General features: G+C 55.9%; 22 protein-coding genes. 7 read left to right on the top strand and 15 right to left on the bottom strand.

Going from position 1 to position 22099, the window contains the following annotated elements:
• Nucleotides 1-624: 624 nt before the first annotated feature.
• From mltC to mutY, 3 genes are read right to left on the bottom strand one after another with little or no spacing between them, the layout of a single operon-like run.
• Entirely contained in the window at nt 625-1704 is a 1080-nt protein-coding gene (gene mltC, locus AABB92_RS20445) for a membrane-bound lytic murein transglycosylase MltC (RefSeq protein ID WP_031375789.1), read from the bottom strand.
• Between the two features lie 54 nt (nt 1705-1758).
• On the bottom strand, nt 1759-2031 hold the full coding sequence (locus tag AABB92_RS20440) for an oxidative damage protection protein (RefSeq protein ID WP_031375788.1): 273 nt from the start codon (nt 2029-2031) through the stop codon (nt 1759-1761).
• On the bottom strand, nt 2031-3116 hold the full coding sequence (gene mutY, locus AABB92_RS20435) for an A/G-specific adenine glycosylase (protein WP_069728843.1): 1086 nt from the start codon (nt 3114-3116) through the stop codon (nt 2031-2033). The genes AABB92_RS20440 and mutY overlap by 1 nt, the downstream gene beginning before the upstream one ends.
• Before the next feature lie 154 nt (nt 3117-3270).
• Here mutY and trmB point away from each other — a divergent pair, with 154 nt between their 5' ends.
• The 3 genes from trmB to AABB92_RS20420 all read left to right on the top strand — a co-directional run bounded on the left by trmB (nt 3271) and on the right by AABB92_RS20420 (nt 5139).
• A complete protein-coding gene (gene trmB / locus AABB92_RS20430) occupies nt 3271-3990 on the top strand; it encodes a tRNA (guanosine(46)-N7)-methyltransferase TrmB (protein ID WP_031375787.1) in 720 nt (239 codons plus the stop codon).
• Entirely contained in the window at nt 3990-4316 is a 327-nt protein-coding gene (locus tag AABB92_RS20425) for a YggL family protein (RefSeq protein WP_031375786.1), read from the top strand. The genes trmB and AABB92_RS20425 overlap by 1 nt, the downstream gene beginning before the upstream one ends.
• 106 nt (nt 4317-4422) lie before the next feature.
• Complete coding sequence (locus AABB92_RS20420; protein ID WP_046289234.1) at nt 4423-5139, top strand: YggN family protein; 717 nt, start codon at nt 4423-4425, stop codon at nt 5137-5139.
• Between the two features lie 35 nt (nt 5140-5174).
• On the opposite strand, the gene hemW is transcribed toward AABB92_RS20420, so the two are convergent.
• From hemW to AABB92_RS20400, 4 genes are read right to left on the bottom strand one after another with little or no spacing between them, the layout of a single operon-like run.
• Nucleotides 5175-6314: a radical SAM family heme chaperone HemW gene (gene hemW, locus AABB92_RS20415; RefSeq protein ID WP_031375785.1), complete on the bottom strand. Its 1140-nt coding sequence runs from the start codon at nt 6312-6314 to the stop codon at nt 5175-5177.
• Nucleotides 6307-6900: an XTP/dITP diphosphatase gene (locus AABB92_RS20410; RefSeq protein WP_031375784.1), complete on the bottom strand. Its 594-nt coding sequence runs from the start codon at nt 6898-6900 to the stop codon at nt 6307-6309. The genes hemW and AABB92_RS20410 overlap by 8 nt, the downstream gene beginning before the upstream one ends.
• 21 nt (nt 6901-6921) lie before the next feature.
• Nucleotides 6922-7476 (bottom strand): YggT family protein, encoded by a 555-nt coding sequence (locus AABB92_RS20405; protein WP_031375783.1) that lies wholly within the window; start codon nt 7474-7476, stop codon nt 6922-6924.
• Nucleotides 7477-7488: 12 nt separating this feature from the next.
• A complete protein-coding gene (locus AABB92_RS20400) occupies nt 7489-8196 on the bottom strand; it encodes a YggS family pyridoxal phosphate-dependent enzyme (RefSeq protein WP_031375782.1) in 708 nt (235 codons plus the stop codon).
• A gap of 14 nt (nt 8197-8210) precedes the next feature.
• Between AABB92_RS20400 and AABB92_RS20395 the strand changes: the two genes are divergently transcribed.
• The gene (locus AABB92_RS20395) at nt 8211-9206 is read left to right on the top strand and encodes a type IV pilus twitching motility protein PilT (protein ID WP_031375781.1); all 996 of its coding nucleotides are present in this window, start codon (nt 8211-8213) and stop codon (nt 9204-9206) included.
• Here AABB92_RS20395 and ruvX read toward each other — a convergent pair.
• From ruvX to AABB92_RS20365, 6 genes are all read right to left on the bottom strand, one after another.
• Nucleotides 9200-9619, bottom strand: coding sequence for a Holliday junction resolvase RuvX (ruvX, locus tag AABB92_RS20390; protein WP_031375780.1), 420 nt, complete (start codon nt 9617-9619; stop codon nt 9200-9202). The genes AABB92_RS20395 and ruvX overlap by 7 nt on opposite strands.
• A complete protein-coding gene (locus tag AABB92_RS20385) occupies nt 9619-10182 on the bottom strand; it encodes a YqgE/AlgH family protein (RefSeq protein ID WP_031375779.1) in 564 nt (187 codons plus the stop codon). Before AABB92_RS20385 ends, ruvX begins: the two co-directional genes overlap by 1 nt.
• 87 nt (nt 10183-10269) lie before the next feature.
• Complete coding sequence (gshB, locus tag AABB92_RS20380) at nt 10270-11214, bottom strand: glutathione synthase (protein ID WP_031375778.1); 945 nt, start codon at nt 11212-11214, stop codon at nt 10270-10272.
• Between the two features lie 114 nt (nt 11215-11328).
• Entirely contained in the window at nt 11329-12060 is a 732-nt protein-coding gene (gene rsmE / locus AABB92_RS20375) for a 16S rRNA (uracil(1498)-N(3))-methyltransferase (RefSeq protein ID WP_031375777.1), read from the bottom strand.
• Between the two features lie 74 nt (nt 12061-12134).
• Nucleotides 12135-12842 (bottom strand): deoxyribonuclease I, encoded by a 708-nt coding sequence (gene endA, locus AABB92_RS20370; protein WP_046289233.1) that lies wholly within the window; start codon nt 12840-12842, stop codon nt 12135-12137.
• Between the two features lie 78 nt (nt 12843-12920).
• A complete protein-coding gene (locus AABB92_RS20365; RefSeq protein ID WP_082097610.1) occupies nt 12921-13433 on the bottom strand; it encodes a SprT family zinc-dependent metalloprotease in 513 nt (170 codons plus the stop codon).
• Nucleotides 13434-13715: 282 nt separating this feature from the next.
• Here AABB92_RS20365 and AABB92_RS20360 point away from each other — a divergent pair, with 282 nt between their 5' ends.
• Nucleotides 13716-14825 (top strand): glycosyltransferase, encoded by a 1110-nt coding sequence (locus tag AABB92_RS20360; protein WP_031375775.1) that lies wholly within the window; start codon nt 13716-13718, stop codon nt 14823-14825.
• The gene (locus tag AABB92_RS20355; RefSeq protein WP_031375774.1) at nt 14815-16074 is read left to right on the top strand and encodes an O-antigen ligase family protein; all 1260 of its coding nucleotides are present in this window, start codon (nt 14815-14817) and stop codon (nt 16072-16074) included. Before AABB92_RS20360 ends, AABB92_RS20355 begins: the two co-directional genes overlap by 11 nt.
• Before the next feature lie 72 nt (nt 16075-16146).
• On the opposite strand, the gene AABB92_RS20350 is transcribed toward AABB92_RS20355, so the two are convergent.
• Both AABB92_RS20350 and metK read right to left on the bottom strand, forming a co-directional pair.
• A complete protein-coding gene (locus AABB92_RS20350; RefSeq protein WP_072051015.1) occupies nt 16147-17544 on the bottom strand; it encodes a sugar porter family MFS transporter in 1398 nt (465 codons plus the stop codon).
• Between the two features lie 453 nt (nt 17545-17997).
• Nucleotides 17998-19149, bottom strand: coding sequence for a methionine adenosyltransferase (gene metK / locus AABB92_RS20345; RefSeq protein WP_031375773.1), 1152 nt, complete (start codon nt 19147-19149; stop codon nt 17998-18000).
• A gap of 847 nt (nt 19150-19996) precedes the next feature.
• Between metK and speA the strand changes: the two genes are divergently transcribed.
• Entirely contained in the window at nt 19997-21973 is a 1977-nt protein-coding gene (gene speA, locus AABB92_RS20340; protein ID WP_072051014.1) for a biosynthetic arginine decarboxylase, read from the top strand.
• Nucleotides 21974-22099: the final 126 nt, after the last annotated feature.

Raw genomic sequence — 22099 nt, 5'->3', positions numbered from 1 at the left:
GGCGTCCGCAGCGCTGAGGAACAACCGGAGGCCAGGATGAGCCGACAGGAGGTCGGCGAAAGGACGGATCGCGCCACGGATGGCGCGTCCGGCCGGTCCGTCGGCCGCAGGGCGTGACGAAGGAACCGCGCGCAGCGTGGCGCGCAGGCAGCCGGACGCCGGGATTGTGAAGGGGCGGGCGGCCGCCCCTTGACGCGACCGCCTGCTCAGGCAATCTGAAACTCCCCACCGCCCGGCGGGCGTAACCTCACTCAATGTCAGACCGCAGCAGGTCTAACTAACCCCCTGGGCACCAGCCAAAACCAGTCCATATACAAGTCAGAGAGATTACAGACGAGGGGTTTACCAGAGGCGTCCGCAGCGCTGAGGAACAACCGGAGGCCAGGATGAGCCGACAGGAGGTCGGCGAAAGGACGGATCGCGCCACGGATGGCGCGTCCGGCCGGTCCGTCGGCCGCAGGGCGTGACGAAGGAACCCCGCGAAGCGGGGCGCGCAGGCAGCCGGACGCCGGGATTGTGAAGGGGCGGGCGGAACCCGCTCAGTGCATACCCGCTGCTAAGCGAACGAAACCTTCTCATAGCGCGTTCGCGCAGCGAACACTCCCCGCTTTAGCGCTGAGCCTATCAGAACCCACGATAACTGCGCTGCGCAGTGCTCACCTTATACAGATAGCGACGTGACTCCGCCGAAGGATGCTGGCTGGTCAGGGTCTGGTAAACCTTGTTCGGTGACATGTTGTTGATTATCGAAAACGCGCGATCTTTATCACTGGAGAAGACCCGCAACACGCTGCCCGCGCCGCCATTGTAGGCGGTGATCACCGCATAACGGCGTGATACCGGGTCCTGAATGCCGCCCAGATAACTGCGTTGCAGCAGCGACAGATAGGCAGTACCGGCATCAATATTATTCTCCGGATCCAGCAGATAGCTGCGACTCGGTTTACCCCATTTCCCTTTCATGCGGAACACATCGACCCCAGCGGTATGCTGCACCACCTGCATCAGACCCAGCGCATCGGCGTGGCTGACGGCGTAGGGGTTAAAGCTCGACTCGGTCTGCATGATTGCCAGAATCAGCGAGGCGTCGACGCCATACTGTTCCGACGCTTTGCGCACCATCGGCAGATATTTGTGCGCACGTTTATCCAGATGGTTAGGCACCATCGGAATTGAGACCGAGTAGATCACATGCAGACCCGAGGTGCGGCGCTGCAATTTATTCTGGATCAGATAATCAGCAAAGGCTTCGGCACGACCCTGCCAGCGGATCGGCTGACCGGTATTGTCGAGCACCTGACCGTAAAGCAGCGGCTCTTTACTGATCACAATGTCATTGGCGTCGGAATAGAGATCGACGTTGCCCGGATCTTCGCCAATCAAAAGGGTGGTCACAATCGCCTGGCGCAGGCTGGCCATCGGATCGGTGCCCGCGATGGTCTCAATCGTCAGCTTACCGCTTTCGAAGTTGATGTGGCTGCGGGTGTAATAGTTGTCGCTATATTTGACGTAGTCTTTCGGTCCGGCGATCAGGACCTCATTAATACCCCAGATATTCTCAATGTTGTGGGCAAACTGACCCATCAGAATATCGAAACCGTTGGTGTCTTTTACCCAATCTTCATGAAACTGCTGTTTTTTTTGTCCGGAGCAGGAAACCAAAAGTGGTGCCATCACCAGCAGGGCGATCAATTTTTTATTCATTGGGAATGCATGCCTGACCTGGATAAAGAGCCTCAACGCTGAGGCCCAAACTGTTTACGCTTCTGGCGGTGTATAGCCTTCGATATGAACTTCTTTGCCTTCAAACAGGAAATTGATCATCTCCTTTTCCAGCACCTTGCGATCTTCCGGATTCATCATGTTGAGCTTTTTCTCATTGATCAGCATGGTCTGTTTCGCCATCCACTTCTGCCAGGCTTCTTTCGAAATCTCGTTATAAATACGCTTGCCCAGGTCGCCAGGATAGAGCTGGAAATCCTGCCCTTCCGCGTCGCGTTGTAAAAAAGTACAAAAAATAGTGCGGCTCATTATTCTTCCTCATTGATCTCACAACTGTCTAAAGCCAGTTGTTGGGGATGGCGCAATTCGTGTAACAGGCGCTCAACGGGCGCGGCTAATCCCACAGATGGTGGCAGCGCTAAGTTATACCAGAGACCGCCCGCTTCATCCATCGCCGCCCCGACAGAAGGCCACGCCAGCCACATAGGCACAATGTCCAGATGGAAATGGCTGAAGGTATGACGAAAGGCGGTGAGCTGCTGCGGTCTGGCGTGGATACCGCGTGCTGCCAGCCAGTCAGTCAGCGCCTCTTCACTGGTAAACTGCGGAAAGCAGAACAGGCCGCCCCACAATCCGACCGGCGGACGCTGTTCCAGCCAGACCTGCTCACCATGCTGCATCATCAAAAACCAGCCGCTGCGCTCCGGTAACACCTGCTTCGGTTTTTTACCGGGATAGCTGGCCCAGCTGTTATGAGCATAGGCTTCGCAGCCGCTGTTCAGCGGACAGATATCGCATTTCGGTTTCGAGCGGGTACAGACGATCGCCCCCAAATCCATCATCGCCTGATTAAACTGGCTGACGCCCTCGGCGGGGGTGACGGTTTCGCTGATCTGCCATAAGCGTTTCTCTACCTCTTTTTTACCCGGCCAGCCGCCGACGGCGTAACACCGCGCCAGCACGCGTTTCACGTTGCCGTCGAGAATCGGGAAGTGCTGACCCAGCGATAACGACAGGATCGCGCCAGCAGTAGATCGACCCACGCCGGGCAGGGCGGCGACGTCATCGAAATTACGCGGGAACTCGCCCTGATGGACCTCAACAATCTGCTTTGCCGCCTTATGCAGATTACGCGCCCTGGCGTAATAGCCGAGGCCGGTCCATAAATGCAGCACTTCATCCAGCGGTGCAGCCGCCAGATCGCCAACCGTGGGGAAGCGCGCCATAAAGCGTTCGAAATAGGGAATAACCGTGGCAACCTGGGTTTGCTGTAACATCACTTCGGACAGCCACACCTTATAAGGCGTCTTTTCCAGCTGCCAGGGCAGGGTTTTGCGGCCAAAGCGCTGATACCAGTCCAGCACTTGTTGCGCGAACTGCGGCGCTTGCATCATAAGAAGGAAATTTTCCGTGTTTACTCTACACTCAGGCAGGAATTCCAGCACATGCGCACCTGGGTGTAAACCGGAAGATTGCAAAGGCTTGCTTCTGCTTATGAACTTTGCATAATGCCCGTTTCCCAGAACAGGCTAACCAGCAGGCTTCGACATGATTAATGACGTCATCACCCCAGAATTTGATGAGAACGGGCGGCCATTGCGCCGGATCCGCAGTTTTGTACGCCGGCAGGGCCGCTTAACCAAAGGGCAGCAGCAGGCCGTTGACACATACTGGCCGGAGATGGGGGTGGAATATCAGCCGGAGCCGATCGATCTGCCCCAGCTGTTTGGCCGTGACGCGCCGGTCACGCTGGAAATCGGCTTTGGCATGGGCGCCTCGCTGGTCACCATGGCGCAAAATACGCCACAGCAGAATTTCCTCGGCATTGAAGTACACCTGCCGGGCGTCGGTGCCTGTCTGGCTTCGGCGAAAGAAGCGGGCGTCGACAACCTGCGTGTGATGTGTCACGACGCGGTGGAAGTGCTGGAGAAAATGATCCCGGACAACTCGCTGCGTATGGTCCAGCTGTTCTTCCCGGATCCGTGGCATAAAGCCCGTCACAACAAACGCCGTATCGTGCAGGTCCCGTTTGCCGAGCTGGTGATGCGTAAGCTGAAGCTGGGCGGCGTATTCCACATGGCAACCGACTGGGAAGCCTACGCGGAACATATGCTTGAAGTGATGAACAGCATTGATGGTTTCCGCAATCAGTCAGAACAGCAGAATTACGTGCCGCGTCCCGAGACGCGTCCACTGACCAAGTTTGAGCAGCGCGGGCAGCGTTTAGGCCATGGCGTATGGGATTTAATGTTTGAGAGGGTGAAATAATGGCCACACAACGCAGCCGCCGTTTACGTAAAAAACTGCACATTGATGAGTTTCAGGAACTGGGTTTCTCCGTCGCCTGGCGTTTCCCGGAAGGTACCAGCGAAAGCGAGATCGATGAGACGCTGAATCAGTTCATTGATGAAGCGATCGATCCTAACGGTCTGGCCTTTGATGGCAGCGGTTATCTGGTGTGGGAAGGTCTGATCTGCCTGCAGAAAACCGGCAAATGCACCGATGAGCATCGCGAACTGGTGCGTAAATGGCTGGAAGAGCGCAAGCTGCAGGACGTGCAGGTGACTGAACTGTTTGATGTCTGGTGGGACTAAGTAACACGACGCCGGGCAGGCTGACGCGGGATGAAGAGATGATCTATCACGGCGAGGCCGCCCGGCCCTTCAGGATCCGGTTCAGACAGAAGGTGAGGGAGATTCAATGATGCGTAAAGCGCTTCTTGCTGTGCTGCTGGTGGCAGCGACTCAAGCCCAGGCTGCCTATGAATGCAGCGTTAAGCCACAGGATGATGTGGTGATCACGCCGCAAAGCGTGCAGGTGGTCGGGACCAACGGCAATCTGCAAATCAGCCCACAGGGCGACGTGCAGTTCAACGGCCAGAAAGTGTCACTGGATACCGCCGATCGTCAGAAAGCGATCGACTACCAGAGCGCATTGCGGCGCGATCTGCCGTGGATTGACAGCGGGGCGACTTCGCGGCTGGAAAAAGGGCGTGCAGCGCTGGATCGGGTGATTGTTGAGAAGCTGGGCGAGAACAGTAATGTGCGTAATCGCCTGACCACCCTGAACGGCCAGCTGAAACAGCAGATGAACCGCATCATCGAACACCGGCCGGATGGCCTGGCCTTCCATCATCAGGCGATCGACAAAGTGCGTGCCGATGGCGAACAGCTGGTGCAGTCAACGCTCGGTGGCGTGATGCAGGACAGTCTGAACGAGATGGGCAGTCAGCAGGCCAGCGGCGGCAGTAATCCGTTGCAGGCCATCATGGGTAATCTGGGTGGTTTACAGCAGTCTATTCAGGCGGAATGGAGCAAGCAGGAGCAGGATTTCCAGAACTTCGGTCACGAAGTCTGTAATCGCGTCATTTCGTTAGAAGATCAGCGTAAAGGTTTGGTTGCCGGTCTGAATAAATAAACCTGTGCCTCAGCCCGCGGACTGAGGCACAGTTGTTACTCTTCTGGCAAAAACAGCTCTAACAGCGAATTCAGGAACAATTTCCCTTTCTCACTGATCTGCCACTGATCAGCGGTTTCCACCACATAACCTGCCGCAATTGCCGCATCCATCTGCGGACGAATCACCTGTTCCGCTAAACCGGTATAACTGACAAATTCACTGCGCGGCGCGGCTTCCAGCAGCCGGAAGCGGTTCATGAAGTATTCGAACGGCTTGTCGATATCGGCGACGTCGTACTGTTTCTCGCGATAATTGCCCTGCATAAAGCCACGCGGATGACGGGTCTTCACCGTGCGGACGATGCGGCCGTCGGGCTGAGTCAGCTTGCCGTGCGCACCGCAACCAATGCCGAGATAGTCCCCGAAGCGCCAGTAGTTGAGGTTATGTTCACAGCGGTAACCCGGTTTGGCGTAGGCGGAGGTTTCATACTGCTGATAACCGGCGGCGCTCAGCAGTTGGTGACCCTGCTCATAAATATCCCACAGCGCATCATCATCCGGCAGTACCGGCGGCCGTGAACCAAACAGGGTGTTGGGTTCGATGGTCAGCTGATACCAGGAGAGATGCGGCGGATTAAGCGCGATCGCCTGACGCAGATCGTCGAGCGCTTCGTCCAGCGACTGATCGGGCAGGCCGTGCATCAGGTCGAGGTTAAAGCTGCGTAAGGCTAATCCCTGCGCCAGCTTAGCGGCACGCTTCGCCTCGTCCGGACCGTGAATACGCCCCAGCCGCTGCAGTTTTTGCGGACTGAAACTCTGCACGCCAATTGAGATCCGGTTGATGCCGGCCCGCTGATAGGCGCTGAAGCGATCGGCTTCAACGGTGCCGGGATTGGCCTCCATGGTGACTTCCGCGTCTGGTGCCAGCGCCAGACGCGAACGTACGCCATCCATCAGCAGCTGCATCGCACTGCCGCTCAGCAGGCTGGGCGTCCCGCCGCCGATGAAAATGGTGCGTACTTCACGGTCAGCGATCAGCGGTAAATCCTGCTCCAGATCGCGCAGCAGGTGCTGCACATACTCAACGTGCGGCACCTCATCTTTCAGTGCGTGGGAGTTAAAATCACAGTAGGGACATTTCTGTACGCACCACGGAATGTGGATATACAGACTTAACGGCGGCAGATTAGGCATTACGCATCGCTTCCAGCAACAGCGTCAATGCTTTACCCCGGTGAGAAACTTCACCTTTTTCCGCTTTGCTCAGTTCGGCTGCGGTTTTACCCAGTGCCGGAACGTAGAAAATCGGGTCATAACCAAAGCCACCTGCGCCGGCCGCCGCACGGGTGATCTCACCCTGCCAGCTGCCGTGGAACACCAGCGGCGTCGGATCGTCGGCGTGACGCAGATAGACCAGCACGCAGTGGAACTGCGCCTGACGCTGGCCGTCTGGCACGTTTTCCAGCGCCTGCAGCAGCTTCTCCAGGTTCTGCTGATCGCTGGCCTCTTCACCGGCGTAACGCGCAGAGTAGATTCCCGGCGCGCTGCCCAGCGCATCCACCGCCAGGCCGGAATCATCAGCGATCGCCGGTAAACCGGTGATCTGCGCCGCGTGACGTGCTTTGAGAAGGGCATTCTCAATAAAAGTCAGGCCGGTTTCTTCAGCCGATTCCACCCCGAGCTCGGTCTGGGCGACGATATCCAGGCCGAAGGCGGAGAGCAGATCCGCCAGTTCACGCACTTTGCCGGGATTGCCGGTTGCGAGCACAACTTTTTGCATAACAGTTCCAGTTTGGTTCATTTACAGCAGATACCAGAGACCCGGGAACAGGTCCATGCCGAGGAAATTCAGGGCATACAGTACCAGGATGACGATCATGGCGGAGAAATCGATGCCGCCCATCGCCGGCAGCACGCGGCGAATCGGTGCCATCAGCGGTTCGGTCAGCTGGATCAGCACATAATCAATCGGGCCGCGACCCTGACTGATCCAGCTCATCAGTGAACGGATAATGATGACCCAGAACACCAGATAGCCGGCGGATTTAACCAGCGACAACAAGCCGACCAGCAGGTTGGTCGGATCGACCGAGAACACCCCGACCTGAATCAGCAACAGAATCGGATATTTCAGCGTCGTCAGGACAAACGCCAGCAGCAGCGAGGCGGTATCGATCGGACCCAGCGCCGGCAGCACGCGACGCAGCGGCTTGACGATCGGCTGTGTCACTTTCACCACGAACTGTGCCAGCGGGTTATAAAAATCGCAGCGGGACCACTGCATCCAGATGCGTAACAGCAGCACCATGACGTAGAGATCGATCAGCGTTTTTACTAAAAACGTCATTGTTAACATGAAGTTCCTCTATTATTGTTGTGAATTGCGCGCATAATCGCGTGCGCCAAAAATGGCGGTGCCGATGCGCACCATCGTACTGCCTGCGGCGATTGCCGCCTCCATGTCATCGCTCATTCCCAGCGAGAGCGTGTCGATAGCCGGATAGTCCTGCTGCAACTGCCGGAAGGCCTCAGCCATCTGCTGGCACACCGCCAGTTGCCGGTCATAGTCACTTTCCGCTGCCGGTATCGCCATTAGTCCGCGCAGGCGCAACTGCGGCAGCGCAGCGATTTGCTGTGCCAGCCCGGAAACGGCATCCAGCATGATGCCAGATTTGCTGTTCTCGTCACTGATATTTACCTGAATTAACACATTAAGCGGCGGCAGCGTCACCGGACGCTGATCGTTGAGCCGCTGTGCAATGCGCTGACGGTCAATGGTGTGACACCAGGCAAAGTTTTCCGCGACCAGACGACTCTTGTTCGACTGCAGCGGGCCGATGAAGTGCCACTCCAGCTGAGGATGTGCGGTCAGTGCCTGAACCTTTTCAACCCCTTCCTGAACGTAATTTTCGCCAAAGGCGATCTGACCGGCAGCGGCAGCTTCTTCGACTGCGCTCGCAGGTTTGGTTTTACTGACTGCAAGCAGCGTAATTTCTTCTGGTGCGCGGCCGCAACGCGCGGCGGCGGCGGCGATTCGCTGCCGCACTTGCTGTAGGTTGTGCTGGATTGAGGTCATAGTCAGGAGAAATTATGAATCTGGATGAAATGGTGGAGCTTAGTGTAAAGCATAATGCCGCCGATCTGCACCTTTGCAGCGGACATTTGCCCTACTGGCGACGTCAGGGAAAGCTGGAGACGATGCCGCAGCAGGCCAGACTGTCGGCCGCGTGGATGGCGCAGTTTATTGACCACCGGCTCGATGACCCGCAGCGCCAGCAGCTGGAGCGCGACCGGCAGCTCGATTTTGCCCTGACGCTGTCAAACGGGCAGCGAATTCGTGCCAGCCTGTTTATGCAGCGTAACGGCCTGTCACTGGCGCTACGCATCATTGCCGCGCAGTGCCCGACGCTGGAAAGCCTGCGGCTGCCGCCGATAGTGCCGGCGTTGCTGGAGCAGCGCGATGGGTTGATCCTGATCACCGGCGCGACCGGCAGCGGCAAATCAACCACGCTGGCGGCGCTGGTGGATGCGCTGAACCGCCAGCAGGCGCGCCATATTATTACGCTGGAAGATCCGATTGAGTTTATCCATCACAGCCAGCAGTCACTGATTCAGCAGCGCGAAATAGGGCTGCACTGCAGCTCTTTCAGCCTCGGGGTCAAAGCAGCGCTGCGGGAAGATCCGGATGTGATTCTGCTGGGCGAACTGCGCGACAGCGAAACCATCCGTCAGGCGCTAACCGCGGCAGAAACCGGCCATCTGGTGCTGGCTACGCTGCACACCCGCGGCGCGGCACAGGCGGTCGATCGGCTGGTTGATGTGTTTCCGGCAGAAGAGAAACCGCTGGTGCGCAGCCAGCTGGCGGGCAGCCTGAAAGCGGTGATTGCCCAGCGGCTGGTGCCGTCGACCGATGAGAAACGCATCGGCCTGTTTGAGGTGCTGGTGGCGACGCCCGCCATCGCTAACCTGATCCGTGAAGGCAAGATGCACCAGATCCCGGCGCTGTTGCAGACCGGCGCACAGGCCGGTATGCAGACCTTTGAGCAGAGCCGGCTGGCCCGCCAGGCAGAAGGGTGGCTTCAGTAATGGTTCTCGAACCAGTCCTGCAGAATGATGGCGGCAGATTGTGAGTCGACCGAACCTTTGTTTAACGCGCGATAGCCGCCGCGTTCGAACAGTCCGGCCCGCGCTTCGACCGTGCTGAGACGCTCATCCTGCAGCTCGACCTGGATACCGAAGCGGCCGTGCAACCGGTTAGCGAATTTGCGTGCCCTGGCAGTCAGCGGCTGCTCGGTGCCATCCATATTCAGCGGTAAACCCACTACCACAAAATCGGGTTGCCACTCTTTCAGCAGCTTTTCGATTTGCAGCCAGTCCGGCACGCCGTCCTGCGCTTTGAGGGCCGTCAGCGGACGAGCGGTACCGGTCAGTTGCTGACCTACCGCGACACCAATACTTTTGGTGCCGAAGTCGAAACCTAACAGAGTTTGTGTTGACATCAGGCGTGTCCGGCGTCGCTGGCCATGTTGTGAATATCGACGCCAATACTGCGCGCCGCTTCGCGCCAGCGCTCTGAAATTGGCGTCTGGAACAGAATGTTGCTGTTGGCCGGCGTGGTCAGCCAGGCATTTTCCATCAGCTCATTCTCCAGCTGATCTTTTTCCCAGGCGCAGTAACCCAGCGCCACCAGCACGTTGCTCGGCTGAGAGGTGGTGCCAATCGACTCCAGTACGTCGCGGGAGGTAGTGATCACCGTATTGTCTGAAATACGGATGCTGGAGGTAAACGTGCGTTGAGCCGAATGCAGTATAAAGCCGCGATCTTCCGCCAGCGGGCCACCGGTAAATACCGGCTTATCCAGTTTGATCGTTGGATCGCGATCCTCGGCAGAGATTTTGAGCTTCTTCAGAATGCCTTCAACCGTCAGATTTTCCATCGGTTTGTTGATGATCAGACCCATTGCGCCTTCTTCGTTATGTTCGCAGAGATAGACCACGGAACGTTTGAAGAAAGGGTCCTGCAGTGAAGGCATGGCAATCAAAAAGTGATGCTGTAAATTCATTCTCACACGATGTACCAAAAAAATAACCGGCACGCGACGGCCGCACCGGTATTGGGTTGATCTCGGAGCATGGCCCCGGCGTCATGCTCAGCCCAGGCGCTTCTCAATGGCATCCATCAACATGCCGGTGATGGAGATGGGGAAGGCTGCCTCAATTTCACGCACGCAGGTCGGGCTGGTCACGTTAACTTCTGTCAGTTTATCACCGATGATGTCCAGTCCGACAAAAATCAGCCCTTTTGCTTTCAGGGTCGGGCCGACGCGACGGGCGATTTCCCAGTCACTCTCACTCAGCGGACGGGCTTCACCGCGGCCACCTGCTGCCAGGTTACCCCGGGTTTCACCGCCCTGCGGAATACGGGCCAGGCAGTAAGGCACCGGTTCGCCATCCACCACCAGCACGCGTTTGTCGCCTTCTTTGATCGCCGGAATATAGTTCTGCGCCATGCAAAACAGGCTTTCATGCTCGGTCAGGGTTTCGGTGATGACGCCAAAGTTCGGATCGTCTTTCTTCACGCGGAAAATAGAGGCGCCACCCATGCCGTCCAGCGGCTTCATGATGATGTCGCCATGCTCCTGCCAGAAGGCACGCAGTTTCTCTTTGCTGCGGGTCACCAGCGTGTCCGGCGTGAACTCTGCAAACCAGGCGGTATAAAGCTTTTCGTTACAGTCGCGCAGGCTCTGCGGTTTGTTCACGATCAGCGTGCCCAGCTCTTCTGCGCGCTCCAGAATGTAGGTCGCGTAGATGAATTCGGTATCGAATGGCGGATCTTTACGCATCAGTACTACGTTCAGGTCGGCGAGGGGGATCTCCTGCTCGCTGCCAAACTGATACCAGCTATCCGGATTCTGCTCAACGCTTAACAGACGGGTGCGGGCAAACGCCACACCACCGCGCAGGGAGAGATCGCGCATCTCCATGTAGTGAATTTCATAACCACGGCGCTGTGCTTCCAGCAACATGGCGAAGCTGGTGTCTTTTTTAATATTGATGGACGAAATGGGGTCCATCACGATGCCAAGTTTAATCATTATTATCTCCTCAGGGAGGCGGCGGTTACCGTCTCGTCTCGTTCGGTCAGCAGTGGGCCGTTCAGTCAGCACGTCAGAGAACTGGCGTCTGTGACTGCCCGCTGGCAGTATCGCTTAACCCAGGTCGCCAAACCTCACCTGAAGTGCCGTAATGGCGGTCAGCGCGGTGGTTTCGGTACGCAAAACCCGTGGGCCAAGCAGGATGTCAGTAAATTCGTACTGCGCCGTCATGGCGATTTCGTCAGCGGAAAGCCCGCCTTCAGGACCAATCAGCAACCGCACCCGTTCAACCGGCTGCGGCAGCGTATTGATACTGTGGCTGGCGCGCGGATGCAGATTAAGCTTCAATCCGCTCTCCGCTTCAGCGCACCAGGCTTCCAGCGTCATCGCCGGACGGATTTCCGGCACGCGATTACGGCCGCACTGCTCGCAGGCGGCAATAGCAATCTTCTGCCACTGCTGAATCTTTTTAGCCAGGCGTTCAGCGTCCAGCTTCACGCCACAGCGCTCGGAAAATAGCGGCGTAATGACGTTCACTCCCAGCTCAATTGATTTCTGGATAGTGAACTCCATTTTTTCACCGCGCGACATCACCTGACCCAAATGCAGGTGCAACGGCGACTCGCGATCGTCCGGCTGGCTCTCTGTGACCGATACTTTTACACGCTTTTTATCAACATGCGTGATCTCTGCTGCAAAAGTCAGATTAGTGCCATCAAAGAGTTCCAGATGCTGTCCCGGCGACATGCGAAGCACCCGGCCGACATGATTGGATGCATCTTCATCCAGCGTAATGTCACTGCCAACGCTCAACGGCCCGGCGTGATAGATGCGAGGTATGCGCATAAGGTTCCTGGAACTAAGCGCCGTGTGGAATGACACGGCGTCATCGGGAAAAGAGCTAGTTTAGGGCAGGCTTTTTAGCGCTGGCAAGCCTGCTGCACATAAGGATTGTGATTGCCCTGTACCCGCGCGATACGCTGGTCACGTTCACACTCCCATTTCGTCACCGGATAGAGCTTATCCCAGGCGGTAAACAGCTGGGTTTGCTGGCGCGAAATTCGCAGATGATACTGGTCACGCATATAGAAGTAGGTGCGGGCAATGGCGCCGCGTGCGCGCGCCGGTGGCTCTGCCTGCTTAAGTTTAAAATCCACCTTCATCTCACACTGACCATACTGCTTTTCACTGCCATTCCATTGACTGTAGGCGAAGTTACCGCGGTCGCCATTCACTTCGCCGATAGCCGGTTGCAGGTTGTGCAGATCGGTTTCGATGCGACGATAGTCCGGATCTTTACTGCAATTTTTACGGCCGCCGTTTTGCCAGCATTGACGCTGATGACCAAATTCCCACGCCGGCATAACGTGTTCCCACTCAATGCGCGCCGCACGATTGGCGTTTTTACGCGCCTGATAGCCACAGCTGTTCAGGTCCGGCACGCCTTTTTTTCCCTGCCAGTTAATTTTACAGCCGCAGTAAAAGGATCCCGGCGCATCGGCGTTGATTTCAGCGGCAAAGGCTTTGGCCTGCTGGAAATTGTTTTGATGGTAATTATTCAGGTTCAGGGCGTCAGCCGCAAAAGGAACCCATAACAGCGCAACGGCCAGACTAATTATGCGAGACATATTCCAGATTTCTACTCAGTGCTCTAAAAAGGGCGGCAGGGTAACAGAATGCGGAATAACGCGGAATGGGAAATCGGCTCAGGCGGGCACAAACTCACCGGCTTTCAGCAGGCTGCCGCAGTGAACGCAGCGATATTCGCTCTCGCCGCGCAGTATCCGATTGTGACGGCGTACCGTGAGCTGATGCTGCTGGCACTGGCAGCGATAAGCAAAGGTGCGGCTACGGACGGACTGCACCTCGAACTGATGGGTACGTCGCGCCGGTACGCCCAGCACCTGCTCCATCATCCACTTCCACTCTTTGCCATGCGGCGCCACGCGACCGAATTTCTTCCACACCAGCAGATGCGCCAGTTCGTGCGGAATCACCTCCTCAATGAACGCCTGCTGGTTTTCCAGCAGCAGGATCGGATTAAGGCGGATTTCCCACGGCTCCAGCCAGGCGGTGCCCGCAGCGGTGCCGCGCTGCTGATAGAGCAACGTCGGTTCAGGATAGTTCGTTTTCAGTGCCAGATTGGCGCGCTCCAGCGCCTGACGCAGCGCGCGCATCACGGCCTGTTGCAGAGCTATGGGGAGACGAGGTGTTTTCATGGCGCTCAGAATAATCGGCGTCACGCGGGAACTCAACCGGGCAGAACAGATCGCCGCTTACCGATGCCGTTTATGCGCCGGCGGCCGGTAGACGGATGCTGCTTCGTCAGGCCTGTGCGCACCGCGACGGCCGGGCTGAAACCGGCGCTACCGCCCGCATCGGCTGTCAGGTGATAATTTTGGTTTAAATATTGTTATGCTCTTTTTTAGAATATCCTATGGTTAAAATTCGCCGCAGGGTGGATGGAGGTCAGGTGAAAGGCACAGGGCACGGATAAAGCGATGAAAGATAATAATAACCTAAAGAAACAACGGATTGTGCTGGTCACTGATTTGATGGCGGGACGCGGTGGGATGGAGAACGTGACCGGTCAGCTGATCACGGCGCTGAATGCCGATGCGGAATGCGAGGCCGGGCTGTTTATCATCAACAGCGGCGAAGAAAGTCATTCACGCGCCTGGACCGCTAATGCGGTGTTACAGGAAAGCGTCTGCACCCTGCGTAATAAAAAAATAAAGAACTTCATTCATACGCTGCGAATGGCGGCTTTTTTTCGTCGCTACCAGCCCGATCACGTCATTACCTTAAACACCATTCCCTGCCTGATGACGCGCCGGGCGATTACCCTCTCCGGCCGCAAAATCGTGCTGTCGAGCTGGATGCACCTGCCGCCGCGTGAGCGTTATCGTCCTCACTATCTGTTGCGCGCCGATCACCATTTTGCCATCAGTCAGCAGATCCGGCAGCAGCTGGTCGAGCTGGGTGCCAGCGCGGCGGATATTGACGTGATTTATAACCCGGTAAAACGCAACGACAGCGTGATCGGCAGGCCGGCGGAACTGAAATTTTTATATATCGGCCGGGTCCATTTCGAGCGTCAGAAGCAGCTTAAAGATCTGTTTGATGCGCTCAGCCTGCTTGAGGTGCCGTGGACGCTGGAGATTGTCGGCGACGGAGAGGATCTGGCGCGTTGCCAGGCGTATGTGGCGCAGCGGGGAATTCAGGATCGCATCACCTGGCATGGCTGGCAGGAGAATGCCTGGGATTACGTGATCCGCGAGATTAAACAGGTCACCTGCCTGGTGATGACCTCCAACTTTGAAGGCTTCCCGCTGATCCTGCTGGAAGCGATGTCACGCGGCGTTTACTGCGTCTCCTCTGACTGCGTCAGTGGACCGGCGGAAATCATTAAGCCAGGCATCAACGGTCAACTGTACCAAAAAAATGACAGCGTAGCGCTGGCTGCCATTCTCAGTGCCCTGAGCGGGGAGGTTCACTTTCCCGATCACCAGCTTATTAAACAGAGCATTACCGGTTTTTATGAGGAGAATTATATGAAGCATCTGAAGGACGTGCTTAACCGCCTCTCAGAGGTTAAGCATGACGAATAAGACCGAACTCAATGGATTGTCCTTAGCGGTGAATTTTTCTGTCATCGCGCTCTGCCTGGCGCTGGCGCTGAATATGTTCGTCACCGGCCTGCCACAAAAAATCTTCTACATTGTCTCTTACCTGTCCGTGGCGTCGATAGCCTATGGCCTGGTGCGCCGGAAAATCGCTTTTCAGCCAAACCGCTTTTTTATCGCCCTGTTTATCGTGCTGATTATCTTTTCACTGATTCGTCTGGTCTGGGCGATTCAGGTCAAAGCGATTGAGACAGCCCCTTCGGGCGACAGTATCACCAACATCAGCAACTATCTGCTGGGTGCTAAACGCCTGCTGCTTGGCGCATTTGTCCTGTTGAGCCTGGCGATTTACGGCCAGCAGGTGTCGCTCAATACGCTGCGGGCAGGGAAAGTTTTGATCCTGCTGGGATTGCTGATCTCCCTGGGCTTCGGCATTCATGAGCATCTCTATACCGCCAACGTGCGGATTAAGCTCACCACCGAAGCGGCGTCAATGTCCTCCTACATGATTCTGTTTATCTACTGTGCCTGGCTCTGGCTGAGCCGCTTTGAGACCCAGGCTTACTGGAAGATTGCTGACGTGGCCGCCTTACTCGTCACCTTTGCGTTGCTCTATCTGTGCGGCACCCGGGTCACCATTATCGCCCTGGTGGCGGTTGGCCTGCTGTTCCTGTTACAGACCTATCGTCTGTCGATGCTGAAAAACTGGCGCATCAGCGTGCTGGTGGTGGGTTTGCTGGCTGTTCTGGTGCTGATGACCAGCAATCGCTGGGTGGAAGGGGTGCAGGATATTGAGAACTACGGTTCCAATAGTTCAACGTCGCTGGGCGCGCGGGTCGCGATCTGGGGCGGGGCAGTTAACTTTATTCAGCATCATTCCGGTTTTGCGACCCCGGATGAGCGGACTACTCAGGCGCGTCAGTTTATTACCGCGCATTACCCGAATAACCTTGAAGGCTACACCAACGTTAAATACAACATGCACAACGAGTTCCTGGAAGTTACCACCTTGCAGGGATGGCTCGGGACCGCGTCGCTGGCGTTGCTGTACCTGGTGGCACTGGCGGGGGGATTAAAGCGCTGCGATCTGCGTGGGGTGGCGCTGCCGCTGCTGGCGCTGTTTGTCGCCGGACTGACCGATTCGGTGCTGCCCTATAACCAGACCGCCACCATTTTCATTATGGCGCTGGCGCTCTGCTGTTTACGGCTACCGGTAGCACCATCGCGGATCTAGCGTGAGGCGAGGGATAAAATAAAAACGGCGGGGTTTCCAGAGAAACCCCGCCGTTTTTTTTACGCTTGATGATTAATTCTGTGAACCGATGTCGCGCAGTTTTTTACCGGCCATCAGGTTACGTTCGATGTGCTCCAGCGAGACGTTTTTGGTCTCAGGAATCAGCATCACCGTCAGCAGAATGAAGAACAGGTTCAGCAGCGCGTAGACCCAGAAGGTATTGGCGTTGCCCAGCGTGTTCAGCATTGTCAGGAAGGTCGCACCGACAATCATGTTAGCGATCCAGTTGGTGGTGGTGGAAACGGTGATACCGAAGTCGCGGCCTTTCAGCGGCTGAATTTCGGAACACAGCACCCAAATCAACGGACCGGCTGACATCGCAAAACCAATGATAAACATCAGCAGCATACCCACGGCGAAGTACTGCGCGCCCGGTGAATGGATGCCGAAATGCAACATGGTACCCAGCACGCCCATACCGGCTGCCATCACCATAAAGCCGAGGATCAGGGTTGGTTTACGACCCCAGCGATCGACCAGACCGATAGCGATAAAGGTTGCCAGTACGTTGATCAGACCAACAATTACCGTGCCCCACATCTGCTCAGTGGTATTGGTAAAGCCGGCGATTTCGAAGATTTTCGGTGCGTAATACATGATGACGTTCATGCCGGTAAACTGCTGCATGACCTGCAACAGAATGCCGAGGTAGACCGCACGACGGAAGTGGCTGCTGCTGGTAAACAGACCCCAGCCAGACTGCTTAATCTTCAGGCTTTCACGAATCTCGTCCAGTTCACGCTTCGCCTGTTCGCTGGTGTCACGCAGACGATCCAGCACCCGTTGTGCATCGCGGAAATTGCCTTTCGCCGCCAGCCAGCGTGGGCTGTTTGGCAGGAAGAAGACGCCAACCAGCAGCAGCAGAGCAGGAATGGTGATGATGCCCAGCATCCAGCGCCAGTTGCCGGTAAAGCTGAATGCGGTATCGGACAGGTAAGCGCCCAGGATACCGATAGTGATCATCAGCTGATAAAGCGAAATCATACTGCCGCGAATTTTTTCTGGTGCAATTTCAGAAAGGTAAAGCGGGGCGGTGTAAGACGCGATACCGACAGCCAGACCCAGCAGGACGCGGGCGCTGATCAGCATTTCCGGGTTAGGTGACATTGCCGACCAGAGTGAACCAATCACGAACAGAATCGCACCGGCCATCAGGCTTTTTTTACGGCCCAGGCGGGAGGACATCCAGCCGCTGCCGATAGCACCCACCGCGGCACCAAACATCATGGAACTGACGATCCACTCCTGCTGATGGGCGGTAACGTTAAAGTCTTTTGCGATAAACGGCAGTGCACCGGCAATCACGCCGATATCCAGACCGAACAGCAGACCCGCAAGGGCCGCCAGAAAGCAGACAAATAAGGTCATCGCCTTATTTGATGTTCTGCTCTTGTGTGTATTGCCAGGCATTTTAGCCTCCAGGTTTATCCATCATTGTTTTTATCAATGTTAAAAAACTCTTTGCGCGAAAAAAGTGAGTCCGATCACATCAGTGTAATCGTTTACACACGCTGAAACCCTGAAATTCAGCATTTTTTGCCCGGAAAGGTTAATTAACCAGTGAGGTATAGCACTCATTAAGTTTCTGACAAGGCTCTATTTATTGGCTATCAGACGACGCTGAAAATAACGCATTTTCAGCAGAATAACTACGTAGAGTAAATCCTAAATAGCAGATAAACAAAGCGTTTCAAATTGTAATCGTTAACATCTTGTTGTCAGAAAAGGCGAAAAGAAGTGTAGCTGAGATCAGAAAATTTGCTGCAGGCAGGGCGCGTAACAGTGGATTTGAGGCTGACTGAACGGCATCAGGCATAAAAAAACCCTGCCACGGCGGCAGGGTTTTGATCATTCCGGCTTAAATCAGAGGCCAGCGGCTTCGCGCAGCTGTGCCGCTTTGTCGGTTTTTTCCCATGGGAAATGTTCACGACCAAAGTGACCGTAAGCAGCGGTCTCTTTGTAGATTGGGTGCAGCAGGTCGAGCATCTGAATCAGACCATACGGACGCAGATCGAAGAACTCACGCACCAGCAGCGTCAGCTGCTCAGTTGAAATTTTCTCAGTGCCGAAGGTTTCAACCATGATGGAAGTAGGTTCCGCCACGCCAATCGCGTAAGAGACCTGGATTTCACAACGATCTGCCAGACCGGCCGCCACGATGTTCTTCGCGACGTAACGGGCTGCGTAGGCTGCTGAACGGTCCACTTTTGACGGGTCTTTGCCTGAGAACGCGCCGCCGCCGTGACGTGCCATGCCGCCGTAGGTATCAACGATGATTTTACGACCAGTCAGGCCGCAATCGCCCATCGGGCCACCGATAACAAAACGGCCAGTCGGGTTGATGTGATATTTGGTCGAGGCGCTCAGCCATTCTGCAGGCAGAACCGGCTTGATGATCTCTTCCATCACCGCTTCCTGCAGATCTTTCTGGCTGATGGATTCGGCGTGCTGAGTCGAAAGCACCACCGCATCGATGCCCACAATTTTGCCGTCGTCATACTGGAAAGTGACCTGGCTCTTAGCATCCGGACGCAGCCACGGCAGGGTGCCGTTTTTACGCACTTCAGCCTGACGCTGCACCAGACGGTGCGCATAGGTCACCGGCGCAGGCATCAGCACGTCGGTTTCATTGGTGGCGTAACCGAACATCAGACCCTGGTCACCGGCGCCTTGCTCCAGCGGATCGCTGCGGTCGACGCCCTGGTTGATATCCTGAGACTGTTTACCAATCGCGCTTAATACTGCGCAGGAGTTGGCATCAAAGCCCATATCGGAATGAACATAGCCGATTTCACGTACGGTGTTACGGGTGATCTCTTCGATATCGACCCAGGCGCTGGTGGTGATTTCACCGCCAACCAGAACCATACCGGTTTTAACGTAAGTTTCGCAGGCCACGCGTGCTTTAGGATCCTGTTCGAGGATCGCATCCAGCACCGCATCGGAGATTTGGTCGGCGATTTTATCAGGATGTCCTTCTGATACGGACTCAGACGTAAAAAGGTGTTTAGCCATTCTGTTCTTTACCTTACAAATGGTTTGAATTCGACTGCATAGCGCAAGTGAGTATCATCTGACTTAACGCCCCTTCAGGCAAAGCCGCGAGCAGTGAGGTTGTGTCAGCACAGCAGGCCAACACCGCCTGGATATTAACCTGTTTAGATGGAAAACCATCTGGACGGCTATTTTAGGTTACAGGATGAGCGAATTACCAGCCCTTTTTCTGTTTCAGCATTTTACCTGTTGGGCCTATCGGCATAATTTCCTGACACTCCACGCATTTCCCCGATAATCTTTTTGCTTTTTGCAGCTGTAAACTGTATAAAACGCCGCTGCTTTGGTAGCAGCAATCAGGATGACGCCACAGATCGCGTCGCGCCCGTCAGACTCGCGTCTGGCTTTCACCCAGTTGTGTTCCATGTGCCGCTGGCATGTGTGGAGGTGATACGAGTAATGAACCACGTTTTCTCTTCTTGCGGTTCTGCGCGCTGCGGCGCTGCGCTGGCTGTCTCCTGCCTCCCATCTCTTTCTCTGTCCTGCCGACAATATGTTCGATGCGGTAATTTTACCGACACGAGCGCCGGTTAATCTGTACCACTATCCTTACGGTTTTGTCTCTTCTCTGCGCGTGCGCAGCTGAACGACGCACGTTATCCGTGGTCCTCTTATACAAATCTGTTAAATGCGTTCGGTTTCAACGGATATGGCCAGGGTGTTTTACACTTAACTCTCATGCGTGAATCGCGCTGACGGCAACGTCAGGTGAACAGGACATTGCGTTTAATGTGGCAACGAATTTCCAGATTAGCGGCCAGAAAGCCGGTTAACAGTTTCATCTTTCAACGGAAAATTGAGGTTCGCGATGTCTGACGACATAAAGAATATCAAGGGTTCGTCAGCTGGCGAACAGGGTGCACTCCGCTCAATGCAGGAGGTAGCAATGAACGATCAGGATGCGAGCAAAATGTTGCGTACCTACAACATTGCCTGGTGGGGCAACAACTATTACGACGTCAACGAACTGGGCCACATCAGTGTCTGCCCCGATCCGGATCGCCCGGACGTGCGCGTCGATTTAGCCAGGCTGGTCAAAGAGCGCGAAGCGCAGGGCCAGCGTCTGCCTGCACTGTTTTGTTTCCCGCAGATCCTGCAACACCGTCTGCGCTCAATTAACGCCGCGTTTAAGCGTGCGCGTGAATCCTACGGCTACACCGGTGATTACTTCCTGGTTTATCCGATCAAGGTGAACCAGCACAAACGCGTGATCGAATCGCTGATCCACTCTGGCGAACCGCTGGGACTGGAAGCAGGCTCGAAAGCTGAGCTGATGGCGGTACTGGCGCACGCTGGTCAGACCCGTACCGTGATCGTCTGTAACGGCTATAAAGATCGCGAGTACATTCGTCTGGCGCTGATCGGCGAGAAGATGGGCCACAAGGTCTATCTGGTGCTGGAAAAAATGACCGAAGTCCGGCTGGTGCTGGAAGAGGCGGAGCGTCTGAACGTGGTGCCGCGTCTTGGCATCCGCGCCCGTCTGGCCTCTCAGGGCTCGGGTAAATGGCAGTCGAGCGGCGGCGAAAAGTCGAAATTCGGCCTGTCGGCGACCCAGGTACTGAAGCTGGTAGAGATTATGCGTGAAGCGGGCCGCATCGACAGCCTGCAGCTGCTGCACTTCCATCTCGGTTCGCAGATGGCCAACATTCGCGACATCGCCACAGGCGTGCGTGAGTCGGCGCGCTTCTACGTTGAGCTGGCGAAGCTCGGCGTTAACATCAAGTGTTTCGACGTGGGCGGCGGTCTGGGCGTGGATTACGAAGGAACGCGCTCGCAGTCTGACTGCTCAGTCAACTACGGCCTGAACGAGTATGCCAACAACGTCATCTGGGCGATTGGTGATGCCTGTGATGAGCACGGCCTGGAGCATCCTACGGTGATCACCGAGTCGGGACGTGCGGTAACCGCGCACCACACGGTTCTGGTTTCTAACATCATCGGTGTTGAGCGTAACGAGTTCAGTAACCCGGAAACGCCGGATGCTGATGCACCGCGCCCGATTGTCAGCATGTGGGAAACCTGGCAGGAGATGCACGAGCCGAACACCCGTCGTTCGCTGCGTGAATGGCTGCACGACAGCCAGATGGATCTGTTTGATATCCATACCGGTTATTCGTCCGGCACCTACGATCTGAAACAGCGCGCCTGGGCTGAGCAGCTCTATCTGAGCATCTGCCACTACATTCAGCAGCATCTTGATCCGAGCAACCGTGCGCACCGTCCGATCATCGATGAACTGCAGGAACGGATGGCGGATAAGATCTACGTTAACTTCTCGCTGTTCCAGTCGATGCCGGATGCCTGGGGTATCGATCAGCTGTTCCCGGTACTGCCGCTGGAAGGGCTGAACAAGAAGCCGGAGCGCCGCGCCGTGCTGCTCGACATCACCTGTGATTCCGATGGCACCATCGATCACTACGTTGATGGTGACGGCATCGCCACCACCATGCCGATGCCAGAATATGACGTGGATAATCCGCCGATGCTGGGCTTCTTTATGGTCGGCGCTTACCAGGAAATTCTGGGCAACATGCACAATCTGTTCGGTGATACCGAAGCGGTGGATGTCTATGCCCGTGAGAATGGCGACGTCGAAGTTCAGCTGTCGGACGAAGGCGACACCGTGGCGGATATGCTGCGCTACGTGCAGCTCGATCCGAACGAACTGATGGCACTGTTCCGTCATCAGGTGCAGGCCTCCGATCTGGATGACGAGTTGCGTGCGCAGTTCCTCGAAGAATTCGAGAGCGGCCTGTACGGTTACACCTATCTGGAAGACGAGTAATCGGTTCAGATCGCCGGCAATCTCATATTGCAGTTGCCGGTGAAATGTCGATAATCTGACGCATACAATCCCTTCCTCGTCGGGCCTAACGACGCGGAGGGGATTTTTTTCATCTATAGCTTAATG

The organism is Pantoea brenneri, assembly GCF_038594305.1.
GTDB lineage: Bacteria > Pseudomonadota > Gammaproteobacteria > Enterobacterales > Enterobacteriaceae > Pantoea > Pantoea brenneri.
This window is presented reverse-complemented; position numbering and strand designations above follow the sequence as displayed.